The 18145-nt window shown below is 42.0% G+C and carries 21 protein-coding genes and 1 pseudogene; 9 read left to right on the top strand and 13 right to left on the bottom strand.

What is annotated here, in order from left to right; translation table 11 throughout:
• Positions 1-177: 177 nt before the first annotated feature.
• Positions 178-612 carry a hypothetical protein gene (locus V7K25_RS02220; protein WP_335154669.1) on the top strand — a complete coding sequence of 145 codons (435 nt, stop codon included), beginning with the start codon at positions 178-180 and terminating at the stop codon, positions 610-612.
• Positions 613-731: 119 nt separating this feature from the next.
• Complete coding sequence (gene cysC / locus V7K25_RS02225) at positions 732-1286, top strand: adenylyl-sulfate kinase (RefSeq protein ID WP_335154671.1); 555 nt, start codon at positions 732-734, stop codon at positions 1284-1286.
• 89 nt (positions 1287-1375) lie between these two features.
• Here cysC and V7K25_RS02230 read toward each other — a convergent pair whose 3' ends face one another.
• On the bottom strand, positions 1376-1534 hold the full coding sequence (locus V7K25_RS02230) for a hypothetical protein (RefSeq protein ID WP_335154673.1): 159 nt from the start codon (positions 1532-1534) through the stop codon (positions 1376-1378).
• Between the two features lie 92 nt (positions 1535-1626).
• Positions 1627-2502, bottom strand: a complete 876-nt coding sequence (locus tag V7K25_RS02235) for an aspartoacylase (protein WP_335154708.1) — start codon at positions 2500-2502, stop codon at positions 1627-1629.
• A gap of 126 nt (positions 2503-2628) precedes the next feature.
• Here V7K25_RS02235 and V7K25_RS02240 point away from each other — a divergent pair, with 126 nt between their 5' ends.
• Positions 2629-3552 carry a LysR family transcriptional regulator gene (locus V7K25_RS02240; protein ID WP_335154675.1) on the top strand — a complete coding sequence of 308 codons (924 nt, stop codon included), beginning with the start codon at positions 2629-2631 and terminating at the stop codon, positions 3550-3552.
• Positions 3553-3597: 45 nt separating this feature from the next.
• Here V7K25_RS02240 and V7K25_RS02245 read toward each other — a convergent pair whose 3' ends face one another.
• A complete protein-coding gene (locus tag V7K25_RS02245; RefSeq protein ID WP_335154677.1) occupies positions 3598-5586 on the bottom strand; it encodes an ABC1 kinase family protein in 1989 nt (662 codons plus the stop codon).
• 259 nt (positions 5587-5845) lie between these two features.
• On the opposite strand from V7K25_RS02245, the gene recN reads away from it, so the two are divergent.
• Positions 5846-7594, top strand: coding sequence for a DNA repair protein RecN (gene recN, locus V7K25_RS02250; protein ID WP_335154679.1), 1749 nt, complete (start codon positions 5846-5848; stop codon positions 7592-7594).
• A 190-nt stretch (positions 7595-7784) separates the two neighbouring features.
• Here recN and efeB read toward each other — a convergent pair whose 3' ends face one another.
• The 4 genes from efeB to efeU all read right to left on the bottom strand — a co-directional run bounded on the left by efeB (position 7785) and on the right by efeU (position 11553).
• Positions 7785-9044 (bottom strand): iron uptake transporter deferrochelatase/peroxidase subunit, encoded by a 1260-nt coding sequence (gene efeB, locus V7K25_RS02255; protein ID WP_335154681.1) that lies wholly within the window; start codon positions 9042-9044, stop codon positions 7785-7787.
• Positions 9045-9054: 10 nt separating this feature from the next.
• Positions 9055-9315 (bottom strand): hypothetical protein, encoded by a 261-nt coding sequence (locus V7K25_RS02260; RefSeq protein WP_335154683.1) that lies wholly within the window; start codon positions 9313-9315, stop codon positions 9055-9057.
• 60 nt (positions 9316-9375) lie between these two features.
• Positions 9376-10566: an iron uptake system protein EfeO gene (efeO, locus tag V7K25_RS02265; protein ID WP_335154685.1), complete on the bottom strand. Its 1191-nt coding sequence runs from the start codon at positions 10564-10566 to the stop codon at positions 9376-9378.
• 153 nt (positions 10567-10719) lie between these two features.
• The gene (gene efeU / locus V7K25_RS02270) at positions 10720-11553 is read right to left on the bottom strand and encodes an iron uptake transporter permease EfeU (RefSeq protein WP_335154687.1); all 834 of its coding nucleotides are present in this window, start codon (positions 11551-11553) and stop codon (positions 10720-10722) included.
• A gap of 898 nt (positions 11554-12451) precedes the next feature.
• Here efeU and V7K25_RS02275 point away from each other — a divergent pair.
• Entirely contained in the window at positions 12452-12874 is a 423-nt protein-coding gene (locus V7K25_RS02275) for a hypothetical protein (protein ID WP_335154689.1), read from the top strand.
• 217 nt (positions 12875-13091) lie between these two features.
• Here V7K25_RS02275 and V7K25_RS02280 read toward each other — a convergent pair.
• The 4 genes and pseudogenes from V7K25_RS02280 to V7K25_RS02295 form a co-directional block, all read right to left on the bottom strand.
• Positions 13092-13621, bottom strand: a pseudogene (locus V7K25_RS02280) (hypothetical protein).
• On the bottom strand, positions 13587-14060 hold the full coding sequence (locus V7K25_RS02285; RefSeq protein WP_292738255.1) for a MarR family winged helix-turn-helix transcriptional regulator: 474 nt from the start codon (positions 14058-14060) through the stop codon (positions 13587-13589). Before V7K25_RS02285 ends, V7K25_RS02280 begins: the two are co-directional and overlap by 35 nt.
• 19 nt (positions 14061-14079) lie before the next feature.
• On the bottom strand, positions 14080-14934 hold the full coding sequence (locus tag V7K25_RS02290; protein ID WP_335154691.1) for an ABC transporter permease: 855 nt from the start codon (positions 14932-14934) through the stop codon (positions 14080-14082).
• Positions 14891-15742: an ABC transporter ATP-binding protein gene (locus tag V7K25_RS02295; RefSeq protein ID WP_335154693.1), complete on the bottom strand. Its 852-nt coding sequence runs from the start codon at positions 15740-15742 to the stop codon at positions 14891-14893. The genes V7K25_RS02290 and V7K25_RS02295 overlap by 44 nt, the downstream gene beginning before the upstream one ends.
• Before the next feature lie 95 nt (positions 15743-15837).
• On the opposite strand from V7K25_RS02295, the gene V7K25_RS02300 reads away from it, so the two are divergent.
• The 4 genes from V7K25_RS02300 (at position 15838) to V7K25_RS02315 (ending at position 17015) form a co-directional block, all read left to right on the top strand.
• Positions 15838-16059: a DUF6883 domain-containing protein gene (locus V7K25_RS02300; protein WP_335154710.1), complete on the top strand. Its 222-nt coding sequence runs from the start codon at positions 15838-15840 to the stop codon at positions 16057-16059.
• 19 nt (positions 16060-16078) lie between these two features.
• Positions 16079-16327, top strand: coding sequence for a DUF4926 domain-containing protein (locus V7K25_RS02305; protein ID WP_335154695.1), 249 nt, complete (start codon positions 16079-16081; stop codon positions 16325-16327).
• A 110-nt stretch (positions 16328-16437) separates the two neighbouring features.
• Entirely contained in the window at positions 16438-16698 is a 261-nt protein-coding gene (locus V7K25_RS02310; protein WP_100902597.1) for an AbrB/MazE/SpoVT family DNA-binding domain-containing protein, read from the top strand.
• Positions 16671-17015, top strand: a complete 345-nt coding sequence (locus V7K25_RS02315) for a type II toxin-antitoxin system PemK/MazF family toxin (RefSeq protein ID WP_335154698.1) — start codon at positions 16671-16673, stop codon at positions 17013-17015. Before V7K25_RS02310 ends, V7K25_RS02315 begins: the two co-directional genes overlap by 28 nt.
• Before the next feature lie 65 nt (positions 17016-17080).
• Here the strand turns inward: V7K25_RS02315 and V7K25_RS02320 are convergent, their stop codons facing one another.
• On the bottom strand, positions 17081-17770 hold the full coding sequence (locus tag V7K25_RS02320) for an SAM-dependent methyltransferase (protein ID WP_335154700.1): 690 nt from the start codon (positions 17768-17770) through the stop codon (positions 17081-17083).
• Positions 17771-17813: 43 nt separating this feature from the next.
• The gene (locus tag V7K25_RS02325) at positions 17814-18059 is read right to left on the bottom strand and encodes a protein-tyrosine phosphatase family protein (RefSeq protein ID WP_335154702.1); all 246 of its coding nucleotides are present in this window, start codon (positions 18057-18059) and stop codon (positions 17814-17816) included.
• Between the last annotated feature and the right edge of the window lie 86 nt (positions 18060-18145).

Here is an 18145-nt window from a genome sequence, read left to right on the forward strand (position 1 = left end):
TAATGGGTAATGGGATCATTAATTCTCAATTACCCATTACCAATTAAATTTATTTCAAATTTTGAATTTTGAGCAAAGCCGGAGACGTTTCCGTTACTCCAGAGAAGTCCCAACTAAGCCTTCCTTAGATAAAAACTTCCGTGATTTTGAATTTTGAATTGGAGCAAAGCGACTCTCATGCTATATCTAGCCCAGGTGCGTAAAAACGATTTTTTAGACCAGCACCAGTTACGCTTGTTGGCGCGCCAAGAAGCTGATAACTTGTGGGCGATAATTCCAGAAGAGGCTTTCATTCTCCTAGGGAAGGGAAAAATTATGAGTGAAAACTTGCTTGTTTTAGTAGAACTTTCCCCTACAGGCGATATTGAAAGACTAGAAGATGCCACCAACTGGGTACTCCATCTGGTACAAAGCTACCTCACCATAGGCATTACTCCGGAATTTTTGCACCACGAAGCCGAGCGAGCAGAACATTGGCGACAATCCCTGACGTTGCAAAACCAAGACTTAGCGCGGCGTTCTTTAGAATTGGAAGCTCGTCGTGAACAAATTCAAGCCTTGGAAGAAAGCCTCAAACGCGAGAAAAATGGTTATCCTCAAGAGGAAAGTTAAAAGTTTGCAATTGTATTGCCCATAAAGCCACAACACCCTCCAATGTGTATTTATTGACCTAAAATTAGCCAAAAAAGCATTTTTTTGGTCTGCCATTTGAAGTGTACGGTGGAGGTAAGATGAGAGAACAAGAGTATGGCGTGACAGTATGGTTTACTGGTCTAAGTGGTGCAGGTAAAACTACTATCTGTAAATTCGTGGAGAAGAAACTGCGGATACAAGGATACAGAGTTGAAGTTTTAGATGGCGATGCGGTACGTCAAAACCTATGCAAAGGATTGGGTTTCAGTAAAGAGGATCGAGAAGAGAATATTCGGCGCATTGGCTTTGTGGCTCATCTTCTTACCAGAAATAATGTAATTGTATTGGTTTCAGCCATTTCACCATACCGTGAAATTCGGGAAGAAGTGCGCCAAAGTATTCCATCTTTCATTGAAGTTTACGTCAATGCATCATTAGAAGTTTGTGAACAACGAGACGTAAAAGGGTTATATAAAAAAGCAAGATCCGGCGAGATTAAGCACTTCACTGGTATTGATGATCCTTATGAAATACCACTCCGTCCAGAAGTCGAATGCAAAACGAATGAAGAAAGTGTTCCCCAAAGTGCAACTAAGGTCTTAGAAAAGCTGGAAGAGTTGGGTTATATAGTTGCTAGAATGAATGAGTTATGAGTTAAAGAAAGTTTTTAACTCATAACTTTTACTAGGATGCCAATCTCATTTGCTTGGTCATAAATATCTTGACATTTACCTTGTCCTAGTTAGGTATGAAATTTTTGCACAGCTTCCTCAGCGAGTTTCTTACTGGACTCCAAATCAGTTAAGTAATTATTGATAATTTGTTTTTGATCAATTGGATTTTTACCTAGCACAAAACCAAAGCTACCAACCCTCATTAAAACTCCTCCGCCAAAGAACATTGAGCCAATGAAAGTCTAGAAGACCAAAGCACCTAAACAACCAAGACAACCAGATCCATTATTAGGCATAATTTCTCTTTAGAATCATTGTTTTAAACTATTACTTGGTGCTGCTGAGTTATGCACATGGCAATTCCCTTCTCGTAGTAAGCCGCTTCGTTAATAAAAACCGGATAGATTGTTGAGGTTCCTTCATAGGCGATCGCTTTCCCTTCAAATGTTAAAAATATCGGAGCGCCGGGAGTAAGTGGTTGATAATCTTTAAACTGAAGTTGGGGATGAATCATTGCTTGAATATCACCAGACTCATTTCTGGGATAATCAATTGTTCCACTATGCCGATAAAAGGTTAGTTTGTTATCGAATAATAGAATTTCTCCCCGATTATATTGCTCGAAATAATTCAAAGCTGTGTCAATCAACGCTTCAGTTTCCTGAAAGAGATCGGCTTGCAAAACCCCTTGAGGTACTGCTCCTACCTCAATCGTGCAGCCTAATTCGCAAATCGATGGCAAACTAGAAGATTCTTTCGAATTTGGGATAATATAAACTTTTACTAAGGGATTTACGCTCTGAAGATAAGCAACTAATTGCAAGTTGAAAGGATGCTCATTGGTAATTACAGTTAAACCCATATTTGCAGTAGTACTATGGATATCTACAATCACATCAACTGGAGTTTTACCATTTGCACCAAATAAATTATTGATTTCTCTAGCTCGAATATCTTCGTAACTAGAGCGCGTCAAATCTTGCAGCTCCACTTGTCGAAAAGAACGGTTGAGGTCTTGCTCAATATATCGACGCACTGCTGCAAATGCTTTCGGATTTGCCAGCAAAGTTACAGTTTCAAAGTTTGCGCGACGCACCAGATTAGGATGCCGATCAAGTTTTTTGATGATATAAGCACCAGTGAACTCATTCCCATGAGTTCCTCCAACAAGCAAAACTCGTTGAATTGGAGGTATTGGATTTGTAATCAAGTCTCTAGTTCCTAATGATTGATATAACGAATCTTAGGAGATCACAGACTATAACTCAATGCTCAAATTAGACATTGTACTATATGTAAATACATATAGTAAATCTGTTCTATGATGAATCTGGAACGTTTAGCCCGTTTTGTTTTTTTAGCTACCCTCAAGAATGACGCTGGACAAAAAGATATCAATGTAAGTCGTGCCGCAGAAAAACTGCATATTCCTCAGTCGCATCTCAGCAGGCAAATTAAACAACTAGAAGAAGAATTAGGAGTAGAACTGTTTGTGCGTAAGCCTCGCTTGGAACTCACAGCATACGGTAAGGTTTTTCTCCAAGAAGCACAACACCTTCTCGAACAAGTCGAGCGAATTCATATATCTGCAAAACAAGCAAGTCAGGGCGAGATTGGACGCTTAATTGTCGGCATTAATACTTCAATTTCTAACAGCTTGCTGCCAAATATCCTACGCGTTTTTCGCCAGAAATACCCGAATGTAGATTTAGTATTACAAGAGCTTTTGTATGAAGATAGTCGCCAAAAACTTCAAGATCGCACACTAGATGTGGATTTTGAAAATTTTTACAATCTCCAAGACGTAGACGATCGCCATTTTCTCACCTACGAAGTTGTCAACCAACAGCCTCTGGTGATGGTACTTCCCAAAGAACATCCTCTAACCCATTATCCACAAGTTCAACTTCAAGACTTTAGGGCTGAACCATTCGTACTTCCTTGCTATGAGAGAGTACCAGCATTACATACACTAATTCGTATGGCTTGTTTGTCAGCAGGATTTCACCCCAAGGTGGTACAGGAAGCCGCCTGGATGACAACAATTCTGGGTTTAGTTGCAGGTGAAATTGGGGTAGCATTACTACCTGCGAATGTGATGAATCTTCAACGCACAGGAGTTGTTTATCGAAAAATACAGGGACAATTACCTGTATTTAAAATAGCGATCGCTTGGCGACGAGATAATCAATCGAAAATCTTGTCTAACTTCCTCAACGTGGTCAGAGAAGTTTCCCTTAGGTAGCTTCAGTTGTGCTGAGTGCATACTTAATAAAACTCCTAACTCTGACTACGATGCCAATAATTGCCGAATTAATCTGGCTACAGCCTTTTGCGTAAAGCGGTTGGCAATTTGTTGACCCAAACGCTGTACATCTGAATTTACCAATAACTGGGCAATTTTGGGCGCAAATTCCATCGGATCAAAGCCTCGTGTTTCTCGGAGAATACCTAATATACGTTTGATATGCTCCAAGGTTTGTTGTTGCTCAACTGTCGCCGCCGGAGTTTCATTAACTGCTGTCAACCCTACACGTTCCCGCAGCAAATAGGTGAAGTTATGCAAAACATTTTTACCTAAAGCATCGAGTCCGTTAACAGATTCATCTACTAGCTTGTCACGAATAAAAGCACCGCGTTCAGATGCTAGAAATTCTATCCCCTGATTCAGCACTAAATTAAAGTCGTAGTCTTGACTATTACGCGCATTTTTTAACAAGTTTTCTAAGCGGTTCCAGCGAAATCTACCATCTTTAAATAGCAAATCTTGCAATGATGCTCTTAATTGCGGAGCTGGATCGGTTAACAGGCGTTTAGAAACGTAGGGATAAGCTTCGCTGAGGACTTTAAAGTTAGGATCTATATATATTGCAATACCTTCAAGTGTCACCAGGGAGCGAATAATTAAGGCGTAGTAAGGCGGTACACGGAAAGGATACTCATACATCAAAGCCGATAGTTCATCAGTGATGCTTTTAATGTTAAGTTCGGCAACGCTGGCTCCTTGGGCATCAGCAAAGACTCTTGCAAAAGCTGGGATAATTGGTGTTAAATCGGTTTCTGGTGATAAAAAATCTAATTTAACGTAATCTTTTGCTAATCCTTCAAAATCGCGGTTGACGACGTGGACGATCGCTTCAATCAAACCATAACGCTGTGGTGGTTTAATCTCGCTCATCATCCCAAAGTCGAGATAAGCTAACTTACCATCGGTTGTTGCTAACAAATTACCAGGGTGGGGATCTGCATGGAAAAATCCATGTTCTAGCAACTGGCGCAGGGAACACTGCACACCCACTTCAATTAGATAACGAGCATCTATACCTTGGGCGCTAATTTCTTCTGTCTGGGTTAATTTAGTACCGTTAATCCACTCCATCGTCAAGACGCGGCGATTGGTATATTCCCAGTAAATTTTCGGTACATATACGTCTTTTATATGACCGTATAACTCGAAAAATCGCTCGGCATTTTCGCCTTCATGGATGTAATCCATCTCTTCAAAAATGCGATCGCCTAATTCATCGAGAATCCCAACTAAGTCACTTCTTACCCGTTTGACCTTTTTCTGCACCCAAGCGGCGAGGTTACGCAAGATATACAAGTCAATGGTAATCCCCTCTCTTAAGTCGGGGCGTTGAACTTTAACAGCAACTTCTTCACCAGTTTTGAGCTTACCTTTATACACTTGCCCCAATGAAGCCGCAGCAATTGGTTGGGCCGAGAGTTCAGCGTAAACCTCTTCTGGAGGTGCGCCTAATTCTTCTTTAATAAACTGGTAAGCAATTTCGTTGGGAAAAGGCGGTAATTGGTCTTGTAGTTTAGTTAATTCTTCTAAATATACCGGAGGAACCAGATCCGGTCTGGTGGATAAAGCTTGTCCAATTTTGATATAAGCGGGCCCCAGTTTAGTCAGCAATACTCGTAATTGAGTAGCTCGGCGGCGATCGTTTTTGACGACAATTCCCCGTTTACTATCCGACCACAACCCAAAAACAAAGGATAGAGTCGGCCCTAACACGGCGAAAATCCGCCGTATAACTTGCACTTTTCTGTTTTGGTAATGTGCCGCTATGCCTACAGGATCGTAAAGCGTCTCAGGTTGGGCTGTTGTCCTTACCTTTTGGGCTGCTAAGAGCCTTGGTGAGCGAACAACTAATCTTGGTGTACCATCTTCTGGCACTATATCAATAACGTCCAGTTCGCCTCGGCTATTTGTGCCGTTGCTACTGTCCTCCTGAATCGGTCGGGAACTAGGGGGAAGTGTCTTAACAATCATGAAGAATGGCCACCAGTCAGAACGATCACATTAAGTATTGTAACAATATGTTGATGGATTGGACATAGGCCATTAGGCATTGGGCATTAGGATTAAAAAATTCTTTTCCCTACCCAGTCGCCAGTACCCAGTGGTTTGCTACACTTAAACGGGCATACTAGTTCAATAGTATTAGGTATTGCTAGTTGCTCAAAGATTAGACTTATTATCCTGTAAGTTGGAAGTATCCGGCATCTGCCCTCATGGAGAATTTGGCTTGATGTTGCTTTGCCTGCGAATTGAAAACTTTGCCCTAATTGACCAACTGGAATTGGAATTTGGCGCGGGACTAAATGTGTTAACAGGTGAAACCGGCGCTGGAAAATCGATTATCTTAGATGCCATTGATGCCGCTTTAGGCGGTAAAGTCTCTAGTCGAGTTATTCGCACGGGAACAAGTCGGGCATTGGTAGAAGCGACATTCACCTCAAACGCCCCCCTAGCCGCTTGGTTAACTGAACAAGAAATAGATTTGCTTGATGAAAATTCCGTAGTGATTAGCCGAGAAATCACAGCTACTGCTAGTAATATCCGCAGTCGATCGCGGGTAAATGGCGTGTTGGTCAATCGGCAGATTATGGGAGGAATGCGCGATCGCTTGGTGGAAATCACCGCCCAAGGTCAAACTGTACAGGTGGGACAATCTGCCCAAGTCCGCGACTGGTTGGATTTATATGGCGGTGATTCTCTAATGCAGCAGCGTCATAAAGTTGCCACTAGCTTCAGTGCTTACCAACAGGCTAATTTAGCACTAGAAAAACGCCGCACATCAGAACGGGAACGGTTGCAACAACTCGACTTGCTCACTTATCAAGTGCAAGAATTGGGAGCAGCCAATCTGTGCGAACCTGATGAATTGGAACAGTTGGGACAAGAACGGGAACGCCTAAATCATGTCGTCGATTTGCAACAAATGAGTTACAAGGTTTATCAGGCTTTGTATCAAAACGACAATGAAACTCCCGCCGCAGGTGATTTATTGGGAGACAGTGAGGCAATATTAAATGACATGGTGGAATATGATACGCAATTGCAACCCCTATTAGAATTGGTGCGGGACGCGCAAGCTGCGGTAATGGAAGTAGGAAGACAGATTAATGCTTATGGGGATGGATTAGAAGCAGATCCGCACCGATTGTCAGAGGTGGAAGAAAGAATTCAGGAATTAAAGCAAATTTGCCGCAAGTATGGGCCGACACTTACAGAAGCGATCGCTTATTACCAGCGTATCCAAGGGGAATTAGCCCAACTTAATGACAGCGAACAATCTATCGAAAAGTTAGAACAGCAAGAAAAGCTGTGTTTTGAAAAACTCACCCAAGCAAGTAATCAGTTAACTCAACTACGGGGTAAGGCGGCTGCTAATTTAGAGTCACGTTTGATAGCTGAACTCAAGCCCTTAGCGATGGAAAAGGTGAAATTTTTAGTTGAAATATTACCAGCTTTCCCAACTGCCACCGGAGCAGATAAAATTACTTTTACATTTAGTTCCAACCCTGGAGAACCACTGCAACCTTTAACGGAAGTTGCCTCTGGCGGGGAAATGAGCCGCTTTTTACTAGCGCTGAAAGCTTGTTTTTCTCAGGTTGATGTGGCTGGGACAATGGTTTTTGATGAAATTGATGTCGGGGTTTCAGGAAGAGTCGCCCAAGCGATCGCTGAAAAATTACACCAGCTAAGTCAACGCAACCAAGTCTTATGTGTTACCCACCAGCCTTTAGTTGCGGCAATGGCCGATCGTCATTTCCGCGTAGATAAGCAAACTATCAATCAAGGCAAAGGTAAAAAAGCCAACAATGACAACGCCGAACAGCGTACTGTTGTTAGAGTTACTACCTTGGAGAATTTAAATACTCGCCGGGAAGAACTAGCACAGTTAGCTGGTGGTAAATCTGCAAGTGATGCGATCGCTTTTGCCGAATCTCTGCTATTACAAGCTGCTAACCATCGTCAAAAAATTAAAAATTAAAGTTGAAGAAGGCAGGAGGCAGAGGGTAGAAGGTTTTTATGAACAATTAAGCGGAGTCTGAATCCCCGCCTAATTGTAAGCGCCCTGTAGACGACGGGGTTTTAGACCGCAAGTTCGCTTTGGTCACAGGCTTCAGCGCAGGAAGCAGTATTCCCTTCTGCTTCCTGCGCTGAAGCCTTTCTTAATAAATCTACGTTTCTAGTAATGACTGACCGAGATAACTTCCTTCAGCCTTGACACCAGGTAAGGCGAAGAAATATCCACCACCAATGGGGCGAATATACTCCTCCAAAGGTTCCCCAATCAAGCGATTTTGCACTGTCACAAAGCCCTTTTCTAAATCAGCCTGAAAACAGACAAACAACAAACCCATATCTAAATGTCCAGCTTTGTCAAACCCGCGTGAATAGTTGAAACCACGCCGCAGAATCAAACCCAACTCTGATTTGCGGGGATTAGCAAGGCGGATATGAGCATCTAGAGGGATTTGTTGACCCTTTGGGTCTTTGGCATAATTGGGAATATCTTTCTCGTGGTTCATCCCCAAAGGTGAGCCAGAGTCCTTATTGCGCCCAATAATTGTCTCTTGCTCCTGTAGTGGTGTCCGATCCCAGCGTTCGACTAAGTTGCGGATCACTCGCACCACTTGATAGCTTCCCCCTACTGTCCAAGCTGGTTCGCCAGTGTTTGGCTGTACCCAGACAATCCGGTTCATCAATTTTTCATCGCTAGCATCTAGATTTGCCGTCCCATCTTTAAAACCAAGCAGGTTACGCACCGTAGATTTGCCTTGTTTTTTGTGGGTATTCGGCGGTAGAAAACCTTCTATTTGCCAACGCAAAGTTATCAAGTCAGGTAAGTTCTTAACGATGTCGCGTAAAGCGTGGAGATTCGATTCCTCAGTATTCGCACAGAATTGCAACAGTATATCCCCATGACATAAATCTGGGTCAAGCTGATCGTTGGGAAAACCTGGCATAGTGTCTAAGCGTTTGGGTTTTAATTTGCCAAGTCCAAAACGGTTATCGAACAACGAGTTACCCACAGCTAGAGTGATTGTCAGGTTATTGGGAACTACTACAGGCCCAAGAATCCCCGAATCATTGGGTGGAAATTTGGGGTCGCGCGACTTGGGTGTTCCCCCTGCCATGAGAAACTGAATCCGATCAGTTAAAGTTTTGAACAATCGCACTAAATCTGCTTTATTTTGAGCAGTTGTATCAAATGCGACCATCAACCCAGAAGCAGGAGTAGGGGTAAGAATACCTGCTTGGTGAAGTCCAAAGAACGGTACGACCTCTTCAGATGGGTCTTCAGTAGTTTCTAAAAGAGTACGATAACCCAAACTGGTCAAAGCTGCTACTCCACCGGCTGCTGCCATACCGATGAGCAAGTCACGACGCCTTAGCTTGCGAGTAATGCGTAAACTTGGTTGCTTTGTAATAGACATAGTTTACAAATTAGACTTCTGGTAAAAGGGACTCTTTACTGGGGATTAGGGATTGGGGTCTGGGTGTAAAACCCTTAAAATTATGATGGTTGCTCATTACCCACCACCAAATTTTAAAAAACTTTTTCCAGTCCCCAGTACCCAGTACCCAGTACCGGAGCGGCGTTCCTCCCCCACCAACTTTTATGTATGGTGGTGGACTCCGACGCTCGTTCCTCGCTAACGCTACGCTATCGCGGCGACTTAGTGAAATTAAATATGCGTTATCCACAACCGTTGTTTTGACGTAGCAGTGCCACGTCAAAACAATTCTTTTTCACTCAAATCTCTATTAATTAACGCCCAGAGTGCCGCGTAACTGAGACAAATCTTCAGAAAGAGCAGCGATCGCTGTTTTCATATCTTTCTTGTCTGTTTCACTCACCTTGTCGTAGGTAGCAAAACCACCATCAGGGGTTTTATATTTAGCAAGTTTTTGGTTAACTTTGGTGAAATTTGTATCTACACGCGCCAGTAAATCTGGGTTGGCTGTTTGGATGACGGGGCGCAATAACTCCACAATCTTTTGGGAACCATCTACATTAGCGCTGAAGTCCCACAGATCGGTATGGCTGTAACGGTCTTCTTCTCCAGAAATTTTGGTAGCAGCCACTTCTTCAATTAAGTCAGCAGCACCGCCAACCATATTTTTCGGTTCAATGGTCAAGGTAGCAATGCGCTTTTGTAGTTCTAGCCCATCTTTGTGTAGCTTTTCGGCAAAGGGCTTCATGCCTTTTGTAGTTTTGTCCTGGAATAAAGCTTTCTCTATGCGATGGTATCCAGTGAATTGTGGATCGGCCTCTTTTTTAGCAAAGTCATCAGCACGGGAATCCATCGTTTTATCGAGGTCGGAGAACAGTTCAGCTATCGGTTCTGCACGTTCCCAATGAACATGGGTAGAGGGATAGAGTTTCTGAGCCTTAGCAAGGTCGCCAGCAATCACGGCATCGGTGAAGGTCTTGTTATCTGCCACTAGTTGGTCAGTTTCTTTAGTGACGTAGACTTTGTATTCTGCGATCGCACCTACTAATTTACCCTGATCGACAGTCCCTTTGGCTTGAGAATCTCCAACTCCAGCCTTCACTGTGAGTTTCCCTTTGGGATTGCTGCGTAAACCGCAAGCCATATCATACTCACCTGGTTCTAGATTGGTTTTGAGTTTTTGAACAAAGCCAGGAGCAATATTTTCCTTTTCCTCAACGACTTTCACCCCAGACAAAATCTCCCACTCCAAAGGTTGGCTGCTTTTGTTGGTAAGTACAAAGCTGTTTTGCCCAGATGCTACTGTCAGCTGATTGGGTTCGCAACCTTTATCTGTCACAGCCAAAGCAGTTTCCGCAGACTTGCTGCTAGAAGTATCACTGGCTACTTTAGCTTCTGGAGAATTATTTACGGAAGTCTCGCTTGATTTGTTGGATTCACAAGCAGCTACTGTCAAGGCAATTAGACAGATAATTGTTGAATACTTTAAAACATTTTTCATTGTTGTATTTTCCTAAAAATTAATTATTGAAGTAGTTAGTAGTCCACCACACTAACAATGATTGGGTGAATAAGTTCGTAGTAAGGACTTTAGTCCTTGATTTGAGCGCCCAAGCGCTCACTACAAACCAAGCATTGTTGACTTCGCGGACTACTAGGAATGCCTTGCTGTAGTCTTCTGTCTAGCGTTATCCCCTAAGAAGAACAGCGACATGGTAGGAATTAGATAGCCAAAATAGGTGATCGCCTCGCTCACAGTTGGGGCATCGTTATATCCAAAAAATCCTGCCAAAAGTGAACCGATAAACCCGTTCTTGGGAAGTACCCCACTAGCATCGAATACCACTGTTTGCAGTAAATTCCACACTCCGGCTTCATGGAAAGCTCTCACCCCACTTCCTAAGAGTCCAGCAGCAACCAGAATAATGAAGGCTCCTGTCCATTTAAAAAATCGCCTCAAGTTGATGCGAATACCACCCTGATAGATGCCTACACCAACGGCTAGTGCGGCTGCATATCCAAACAAAGCCCCCACGGGAGCTTGAATTCCCAAATTTTGCTGAAACGTGGCCAGCAGAAACACTACTGTTTCCAGACCTTCCCGCAGCACTGCAAAGAATGACATCCCCACCAGTGCTGTACCCCATTTATCCCCCGACTGAATGGCAGTTTCAATTTGAGACTGTAACTCGCCTTTCATCAAACGAGCTGCACGGCGCATCCAAAAAACCATCCAGGTGAGAACCCCAACTGCGACGATGGAAATTATCGCTTCAAATAGTTCCTGTTCTTTTTGCGGAAACTCCTGACTGGTTATTTGCAAAATGATCCCAGCAGCTAGACAAATAAAAGTCGCTAGTGCGATGCCAATCCAAACTGACTTCATCAAATGGGTACGACCAGTTTGCTTAAGATAGCTGGCAATTATCCCAACGACAAGTGCAGCTTCAACGCCCTCTCGGAACATGATCAAGAAGGGAAAAAGCATGGATAACCTTATTAACTATAATTACTATTAAATCATCATGAGAATAATAGCTTACTTGAGAACATTTGTATATAACTGCGAGTTAAAAAATCTCTAAAATCCTGGAAGAATAAATTTTCGGATAAAAGAACTCCTGCAACGCTTTGCTAGGAGTTGTTTCCAGTCTATTTTGTCACTCGTCAGAATCTTCTATATCCTAATCGACAGCATAATATGGGTGCGATCGCTTGGACGCAACTTTTGAAGTTGATTTTGGGTAACAATTGTAGCCACTATGAAAATTATTGAACCGACTTCTATACTAGACGCTACGCGAATGTGTAATATGTGTGCGCCCTCTGCACATAGCTTGCTTCTGCGGTTCGTTTAATAAAGATTAAGTGTATTTTTTTAGAAAATTAGTATAAGAGGATTCTAGCGAATTCTGTTCTATAACTAAAATCAATGCAATAAATGGTAAAACTTTTCGATCTAATGAGATTTTTGAGGTATGAGAATAATCTGCTCCTTGAAATTTTTAAAACAGCATTACTGTCCTTTTACTCATGATGTCCATTTGTCAAGTCCCATTTATACCAATTTAAATGATCTTACCCTGCAAATTGTATTAGTAAAAGTATCTAAAGATTTGACATAAGCATCTAAAGATTTGGTACAAGCATCTAAAGATTTTTCATTGTAAAAATAAGTTATTTTTTTTATATTTGTTGACATAACCAGCGTAAATCACAGTTTATTTTAGCCAGCAAATTTCAGAAAAACACTTTGTAATTCAGTCAGAAAAGCTCAATATTAGCAATTAAAAAACAATTAAAAATCTACAAAATAAGCTTAATATTGCTTTTTTGATATTTATTAATGAAGCAAAATTTATGTCCTAATAGGAGAATAAACTCTAATGGCATCTGATTCAAATTCTGTTTTTGGTAATACCGTTAATGGTGGTGGTCAGGCTAGCAACTTGAGCGATCCTTTCGCACCTGGAGGCGCTTTTGGCATCCCAACGGCTGACAGCTTCGATTTTGATAAGTATGGAATTCCCAAAGAAGGCAGTTTCGATCCTGCTAAGTATGGCATTCCAAAAGAAGGCAGCTTCGATTTTGATAAGTATGGCATTCCAAAAGAAGGCAGCTTCGATTTTGATAAGTATGGTATTCCAAAAGAAGGCAGCTTTAGTTTAGGTAGCTCTGGCATCCCAACGGCTGATAGCTTCGACCTTTCTAAGTATGGTATTCCAACGGCTGATAGCTTCAATCCTTCTCAGTTTGGTATTCCAAGCGGAGGCAGTATACCAAATATTGGTGGTAGCCCAACTGCTTAGTGTTGCAAGTGGTAAATTTAAGTTAGACATAATCCTAAAACTCTGGGTTTGTCTACCTCTTAATTAAGCGATATGCAACTTCCACTAAACAAAAATTCCATCCTAGCAAGAGATAACAATTATAAGTTTGTAGCTTTTGCATAGGGTGGGGTTTTTATTATTTATGGAAGATTTAGTAGTGGATATAATTCTATCATCTAATACTTCCATTTTAAATTTATTTATACTCCTGCAAAGCCCCTAACTTGCGAATTCCCGGCCAAATCATTGCCGTAGCAATAACCACTATAATTGTGCCAATTCCACCACCCACAACGGAAATCACCGGGCCAAATAAAGCAGCAGTCAAGCCGGACTCAAAGCCGCCTAATTCATTTGAGGCACTAATAAACACGCTATTAATAGCAGCAACTCGACCACGCAAATGATCCGGTGTTCTGATTTGAACTAATGTATGACGAATCACAACGCTAATACTATCTAATGCGCCACCAAGCGTCAGCATCAACATAGACGAACAATCATTGGTAGGACTTGCGCCAGTCCTACACCACCTAAAGCGATCGCTGAGTTAGTGCGCTCATAGAGTTCCCAGCCAATCGCTACAGTTTGCATTTGCGACCCCACGAACAGCACTAGCCGTCCGATGGTAAATAGCCGATAGTCTCGAAACTTAAAGGCTGCAAAGGGATCGTGTTGTGCAACCTCAAAGTTATGGGGCTTTGAGTTCTGTTTTCTCGAAGACATTTTTTAGTAGAGTTAAGCCTTCTTCAATGTTGGAAATTTGGTCTTCTGAAAGACCTTTCAGCAAGTCAGTAATATGAGCGCGAGTTTGATCTTGGGATTGCTTAAGATGGTGTTTTCCATCTTCAGTTAAATTCAGCAGTACCCGCCGCCGCTCTTGAGGATGAGCAATCCGTTTCACGAAGTCCCGTTGTACCAAGCGTTCTATGGTTGCTGATGCCGTGGCAGAGGTGACACCTAAATGCTCTGCTAAGTCAGACAATGAAGCACCAGGATTACGGTTGATAAATGCTAGCGATCGCAATTGAGGTATAGATAAAAAAGCGGCACTATGGGCACGCATATCCGCTCGGATAAACCGCATCATTAATGGAACTGTCTCCATTACTCTAGCGGCACATTCTTCGGAAGTTGCACCTTGATTAGGTTTATCCAAGGTCATGGGCTTGTTGTTCTCCTAGTTACATGGCCACCCGTGGATAAACTTTTCCACCAAGGATGGCCAAAATTATTAATGTGAATAAGAGAATTGTACAATCCAGACCAAAGCCATAGATGCTAGTGCCGTTTAACAGCATGGTGCTGCGTAACCCGTCAACCTCATAAGTCAAGGGATTTAAATGGGAAATGAACTTTAACCAATTGGGCATCAACGAGATCGGATATATGGCGTTGCTAGCAAAAAATAACGGCATGGTTAACAATTGTCCAATACCCGTCATTCTTTCTCGGCTTTTCACCAAACAGCCAATAATTAATGAAAAAATACAAAAGGAACCCGCCCCCAGCATGACTATCACTAGCACTTGGAGAATAGCTAGGGGATGAAGATTTAGTTTGACACCTAATAAAAATGACAATCCGTAAATGAATATTACCTGAGATAAGCACCGTACCCCACATGCCAAACCTTTGCCCAACACCATCGCTACACGGGGTGTAGGACTAGCTAAAAATTTATGGACAATCCCTAAATCTCGCTCCCAGATTAGCGTCATCCCACCACTGAAAATTGCCACAAATAAAATACTCTGAGCCAAGATGCCAGCAGAAATGAAGTCCAAATAGGGTAAGTTGCCTGTTGGAATCGCGCGAGTCCGGGAGAAAACTTGCCCAAAGATCAGCAGCCATAAAGCTGGTTGTACAGCCCGAACTATTAAATCAGTGGGATCGTGGCGGAGTTTACGTATTTCCAATTCTGCGATCGCCAGGGTTTTCGTTACTAGCTCTTTAATTGCAGAGATCAAATTTACTCGGACAGTGGGTGGTGCTTTAACCCAACCGTTGAGCAGTACGTCTGGTTCTTGCTGTGTCACGGTAGTTCACTCCTGATGTTAACTGGTCGCCTGTATAGTGAATAAAGACATCATCCAAAGTTGCATTTGGGTTATCTAAAGAAGCTTTTAAATCGGTTGGTGTACCTGTGGTAACGACTTCACCTTGCTGCATAATTGCCACTCGGTTACATAAGCTATCCGCTTCTTCTAAAAAGTGGGTTGTTAAAAATATAGTTGTGCCGTAATCAGCACAGAGTTGTAGTACAAGCTGCCATACTTGAGTTCGAGCGATGGGATCTAGTCCGACAGTCGGCTCATCAAGAAACAAAATTTGGGGTTGATGTAGAACTGATATGCCGATTTCCAGCTTGCGGATCATCCCGCCAGAGTAGTTTCGTACCAAGCGTTTCGCCGCATCTTGCAAACCCATGTATTCTAGAATTTCATAGATGCGGCGATCGCGTCCTTTAGCAGGTATTCCATACAGCTTGGCAAAGATTAAGAGATTTTCGTAACCCGTGAGACTACCATCAGCAGAAAGCGCCTGGGGTACATAGCCGATAGCCCGTCTCACAGGATTAGATTCACGAGCCACATCATAGCCAGCTAAGGTTGCTTTCCCTGCACTGATAGGTAACAAGGTTGTCAACATCTTAATAACTGTACTTTTCCCTGCGCCATTAGGGCCAAGTAGTCCAAACACTTCCCCCTGTTCCACAGATATGCTCAGGTTATTAACTGCGGTTAACTTCCCAAAACGGCGCGTGAGTCCCTGAGTTTCCAAAATCAACGGTTTTGCTTCTTCTTGAGGTTGCGATCGATTTATTTTTCCCGTCAGTATTGTCACAAGTTTGATGCACTTCTATTAATTAGTAAATCTAACTATTAGCTTCTCAATAGATTTACCAGAAGTCAATAGACTTCTGGCATAAATTTTTATCAATCTTAGGTATGACAGCAGATAATGCTGAGAAATTACGCCAAATTCTTTTGGAAACAGTCAAAACACATGAAGTTCGCTTGGGACGGCGTGATGAATTTGGACAACGCTATACTCTAGATTTCACGTTGGAATGGCAAGATAGAAGTGCGAGCATTCGCAGTGGTTGGATTATCGAAGAAGGTTCTGATGTCCCAAGATTAACAACCTGCTATCCTCTGTAATATCTGGAAGTGATACAAGATGACTAAAAGTACAATCAAGTTGCTGGATGTAGTAGCACTGATAGTTGATCTGCCTGAATACAACCTGTACCGTGGTCAAGTTGGCGCAGTCGTAGAATTATTAGCAGGTGGCGCTGCATTTGAAGTTGAATTTAGCGATCGCTCCGGCCGCACTTATGAATCTGTCGGTTTACGCCCAGAGCAAATTATGGTGTTACATTTTGAGCCAGCATCCCCTGATTCAGTACGGTCAATGGTGACAGCATAAGTGGTTGTGCCCAGAGCGATCGCATTAAAAATTATTGAAAAATTGAGCGCTTCTTGACAAAATACTGATTAGTAATCACAATGTAATTACAATTCAGGATAAATATCCTCATGGGAACAGCAATTAGAACCCGTATCGTTAAAATCGGGAATTCTCAAGGTATCCGCATTCCTAAACTTCTGCTGGAACAAAGTGGTATTGGTGAAGAGGTGGAAATTGAAATTCAAGATTGTCACTTAATTGTCCGTGCTGCCTCTCAATCGCGTAAGGGGTGGGATGAAGCATTTGCAAGAATGGCAAAGCAACATGACGATGCACTGCTCGATGATGGCGTAACTACAGAGTGGGAGCATCAAGAGTGGGAGTGGTAGTCAATCGATTTGATGTGTTTTTGGTTAACCTCGACCCAACGGTTGGCAGTGAGATTCAGAAGACAAGACCTTGTGTAGTAATTTCACCAGATGAGATGAATAAATATATTGCCACGGTTATTGTTGCTCCAATGACAACTAAAGGACAGTCTTATCCGACTCGTGTTGCTTGTCAGTTTCAGGGCAAGGATGGGCAAATCGTTCTAGATCAAATTCGTACAGTTGACAAAACTCGATTAGTCAAAAAGCTAGGTCAGATTGACTCTGATGAACAAAAAGCAGTTTTAGATACCTTAACTGAAATGTTTGCAGAATAATCGTATATACCCGATGGTTATGAGATTCCACCCTAATGGTTATACCAATTCTCTATGAGTATGAATTATATAACATCTCTCGTTATCTTCAACATTTTATTTCCACCAGGCTGTAATTCGTATTCAACCTTTTCAATATCTATCTTGTAACCTTTTGAAGTGTAATATTTTACTATTTCATCTAAATGTTGTGAATCTTTCCACATTAAAGTTATGAGGGGAAATATTCTGACTTCTTTAGCAATACGCAACATCTCACCTACTGAATTTAAGTGAAAATCGTAATCGAGATGATCTGAATATAAAAATAATAAATGTGAACAAAGAGCTATATCAAATTCTTGATTATTAAATGCCAATTTTGGCAATTCACCGACTGTGTATCTGTTGCTCTTTTTGCCAATTTCATAATCAGACAGAAATTCTTGAATAACTTTAACTCGATTGTGTCGCAAATCATCTGGAGATTTATGATAGCTCCATACCCAATTATTCGATGTAGCCTTGACTTGGTTAATAATGTTATCTACCACTTCATTAAATCTTTGCAATATCTCATCGCCAGAAAATTGGTAGAGTGGATCAACAGAAACTACACTTTTACCTTGACGTGTCATTTCTGCATTAAAGCTTGCCGGGCCATCCCCGATCCCAACAATGCTTTTATTTAAATCTGCATTTGTTAAATTAAATATTTTTATATATTCATCCATTGACCTCCCAAAAGGAACTACTTTATCTAGAACCATTGCCATAGAATTTACCTCATCAATAGACTGATTAAACAGGATAATAGCATCAAAATGTTTTATTCACTGCGAGACGGCAATCATTCAGAAGCATGTCAAGTTCTTTTACAAATGTCAAGGGATTTCTACCTCTAAATACAGCAACTAACGCAGCTTCATAAGGATTTCTACCTGTTTTTTTGACAGCATTTATTGCAGCTTGATTTGATAATCCTCGGACGCTAACTAGCCATGCCGCTAAAATATGGCCAGTACGTCCAATTCCACCAGAGCAATGGACAACGACTGGGAGCATCCCATTTTTGCAAAGACATTAGATAGCAAGTTGACCATTGAGGTAGGCACAGCGAAGTTGTAGTATGGACGGCACATTGGCAGGAT

This window comes from Nostoc sp. (genome assembly GCF_036919495.1).
Lineage (GTDB): Bacteria > Cyanobacteriota > Cyanobacteriia > Cyanobacteriales > Nostocaceae > Nostoc.

Excerpts from the sequence above, each read along its gene's own strand:
- V7K25_RS02220 (WP_335154669.1), top strand. The coding sequence starts at position 178 with ATGCTATATCTAGCCCAGGTGCGTAAAAACGATTTTTTAGACCAGCAC.
- V7K25_RS02285 (WP_292738255.1), bottom strand. The coding sequence starts at position 14,060 with ATGACCTTGGATAAACCTAATCAAGGTGCAACTTCCGAAGAATGTGCC.
- V7K25_RS02275 (WP_335154689.1), top strand. The coding sequence starts at position 12,452 with ATGGCATCTGATTCAAATTCTGTTTTTGGTAATACCGTTAATGGTGGT.
- recN (WP_335154679.1), top strand. The coding sequence starts at position 5,846 with ATGTTGCTTTGCCTGCGAATTGAAAACTTTGCCCTAATTGACCAACTG.
- efeU (WP_335154687.1), bottom strand. The coding sequence starts at position 11,553 with ATGCTTTTTCCCTTCTTGATCATGTTCCGAGAGGGCGTTGAAGCTGCA.
- V7K25_RS02230 (WP_335154673.1), bottom strand. The coding sequence starts at position 1,534 with ATGTTCTTTGGCGGAGGAGTTTTAATGAGGGTTGGTAGCTTTGGTTTT.
- V7K25_RS02240 (WP_335154675.1), top strand. The coding sequence starts at position 2,629 with ATGATGAATCTGGAACGTTTAGCCCGTTTTGTTTTTTTAGCTACCCTC.
- V7K25_RS02310 (WP_100902597.1), top strand. The coding sequence starts at position 16,438 with ATGGGAACAGCAATTAGAACCCGTATCGTTAAAATCGGGAATTCTCAA.
- efeO (WP_335154685.1), bottom strand. The coding sequence starts at position 10,566 with ATGAAAAATGTTTTAAAGTATTCAACAATTATCTGTCTAATTGCCTTG.
- cysC (WP_335154671.1), top strand. The coding sequence starts at position 732 with ATGAGAGAACAAGAGTATGGCGTGACAGTATGGTTTACTGGTCTAAGT.
- V7K25_RS02245 (WP_335154677.1), bottom strand. The coding sequence starts at position 5,586 with ATGATTGTTAAGACACTTCCCCCTAGTTCCCGACCGATTCAGGAGGAC.
- V7K25_RS02325 (WP_335154702.1), bottom strand. The coding sequence starts at position 18,059 with ATGCTCCCAGTCGTTGTCCATTGCTCTGGTGGAATTGGACGTACTGGC.
- efeB (WP_335154681.1), bottom strand. The coding sequence starts at position 9,044 with ATGTCTATTACAAAGCAACCAAGTTTACGCATTACTCGCAAGCTAAGG.
- V7K25_RS02320 (WP_335154700.1), bottom strand. The coding sequence starts at position 17,770 with ATGGCAATGGTTCTAGATAAAGTAGTTCCTTTTGGGAGGTCAATGGAT.
- V7K25_RS02305 (WP_335154695.1), top strand. The coding sequence starts at position 16,079 with ATGACTAAAAGTACAATCAAGTTGCTGGATGTAGTAGCACTGATAGTT.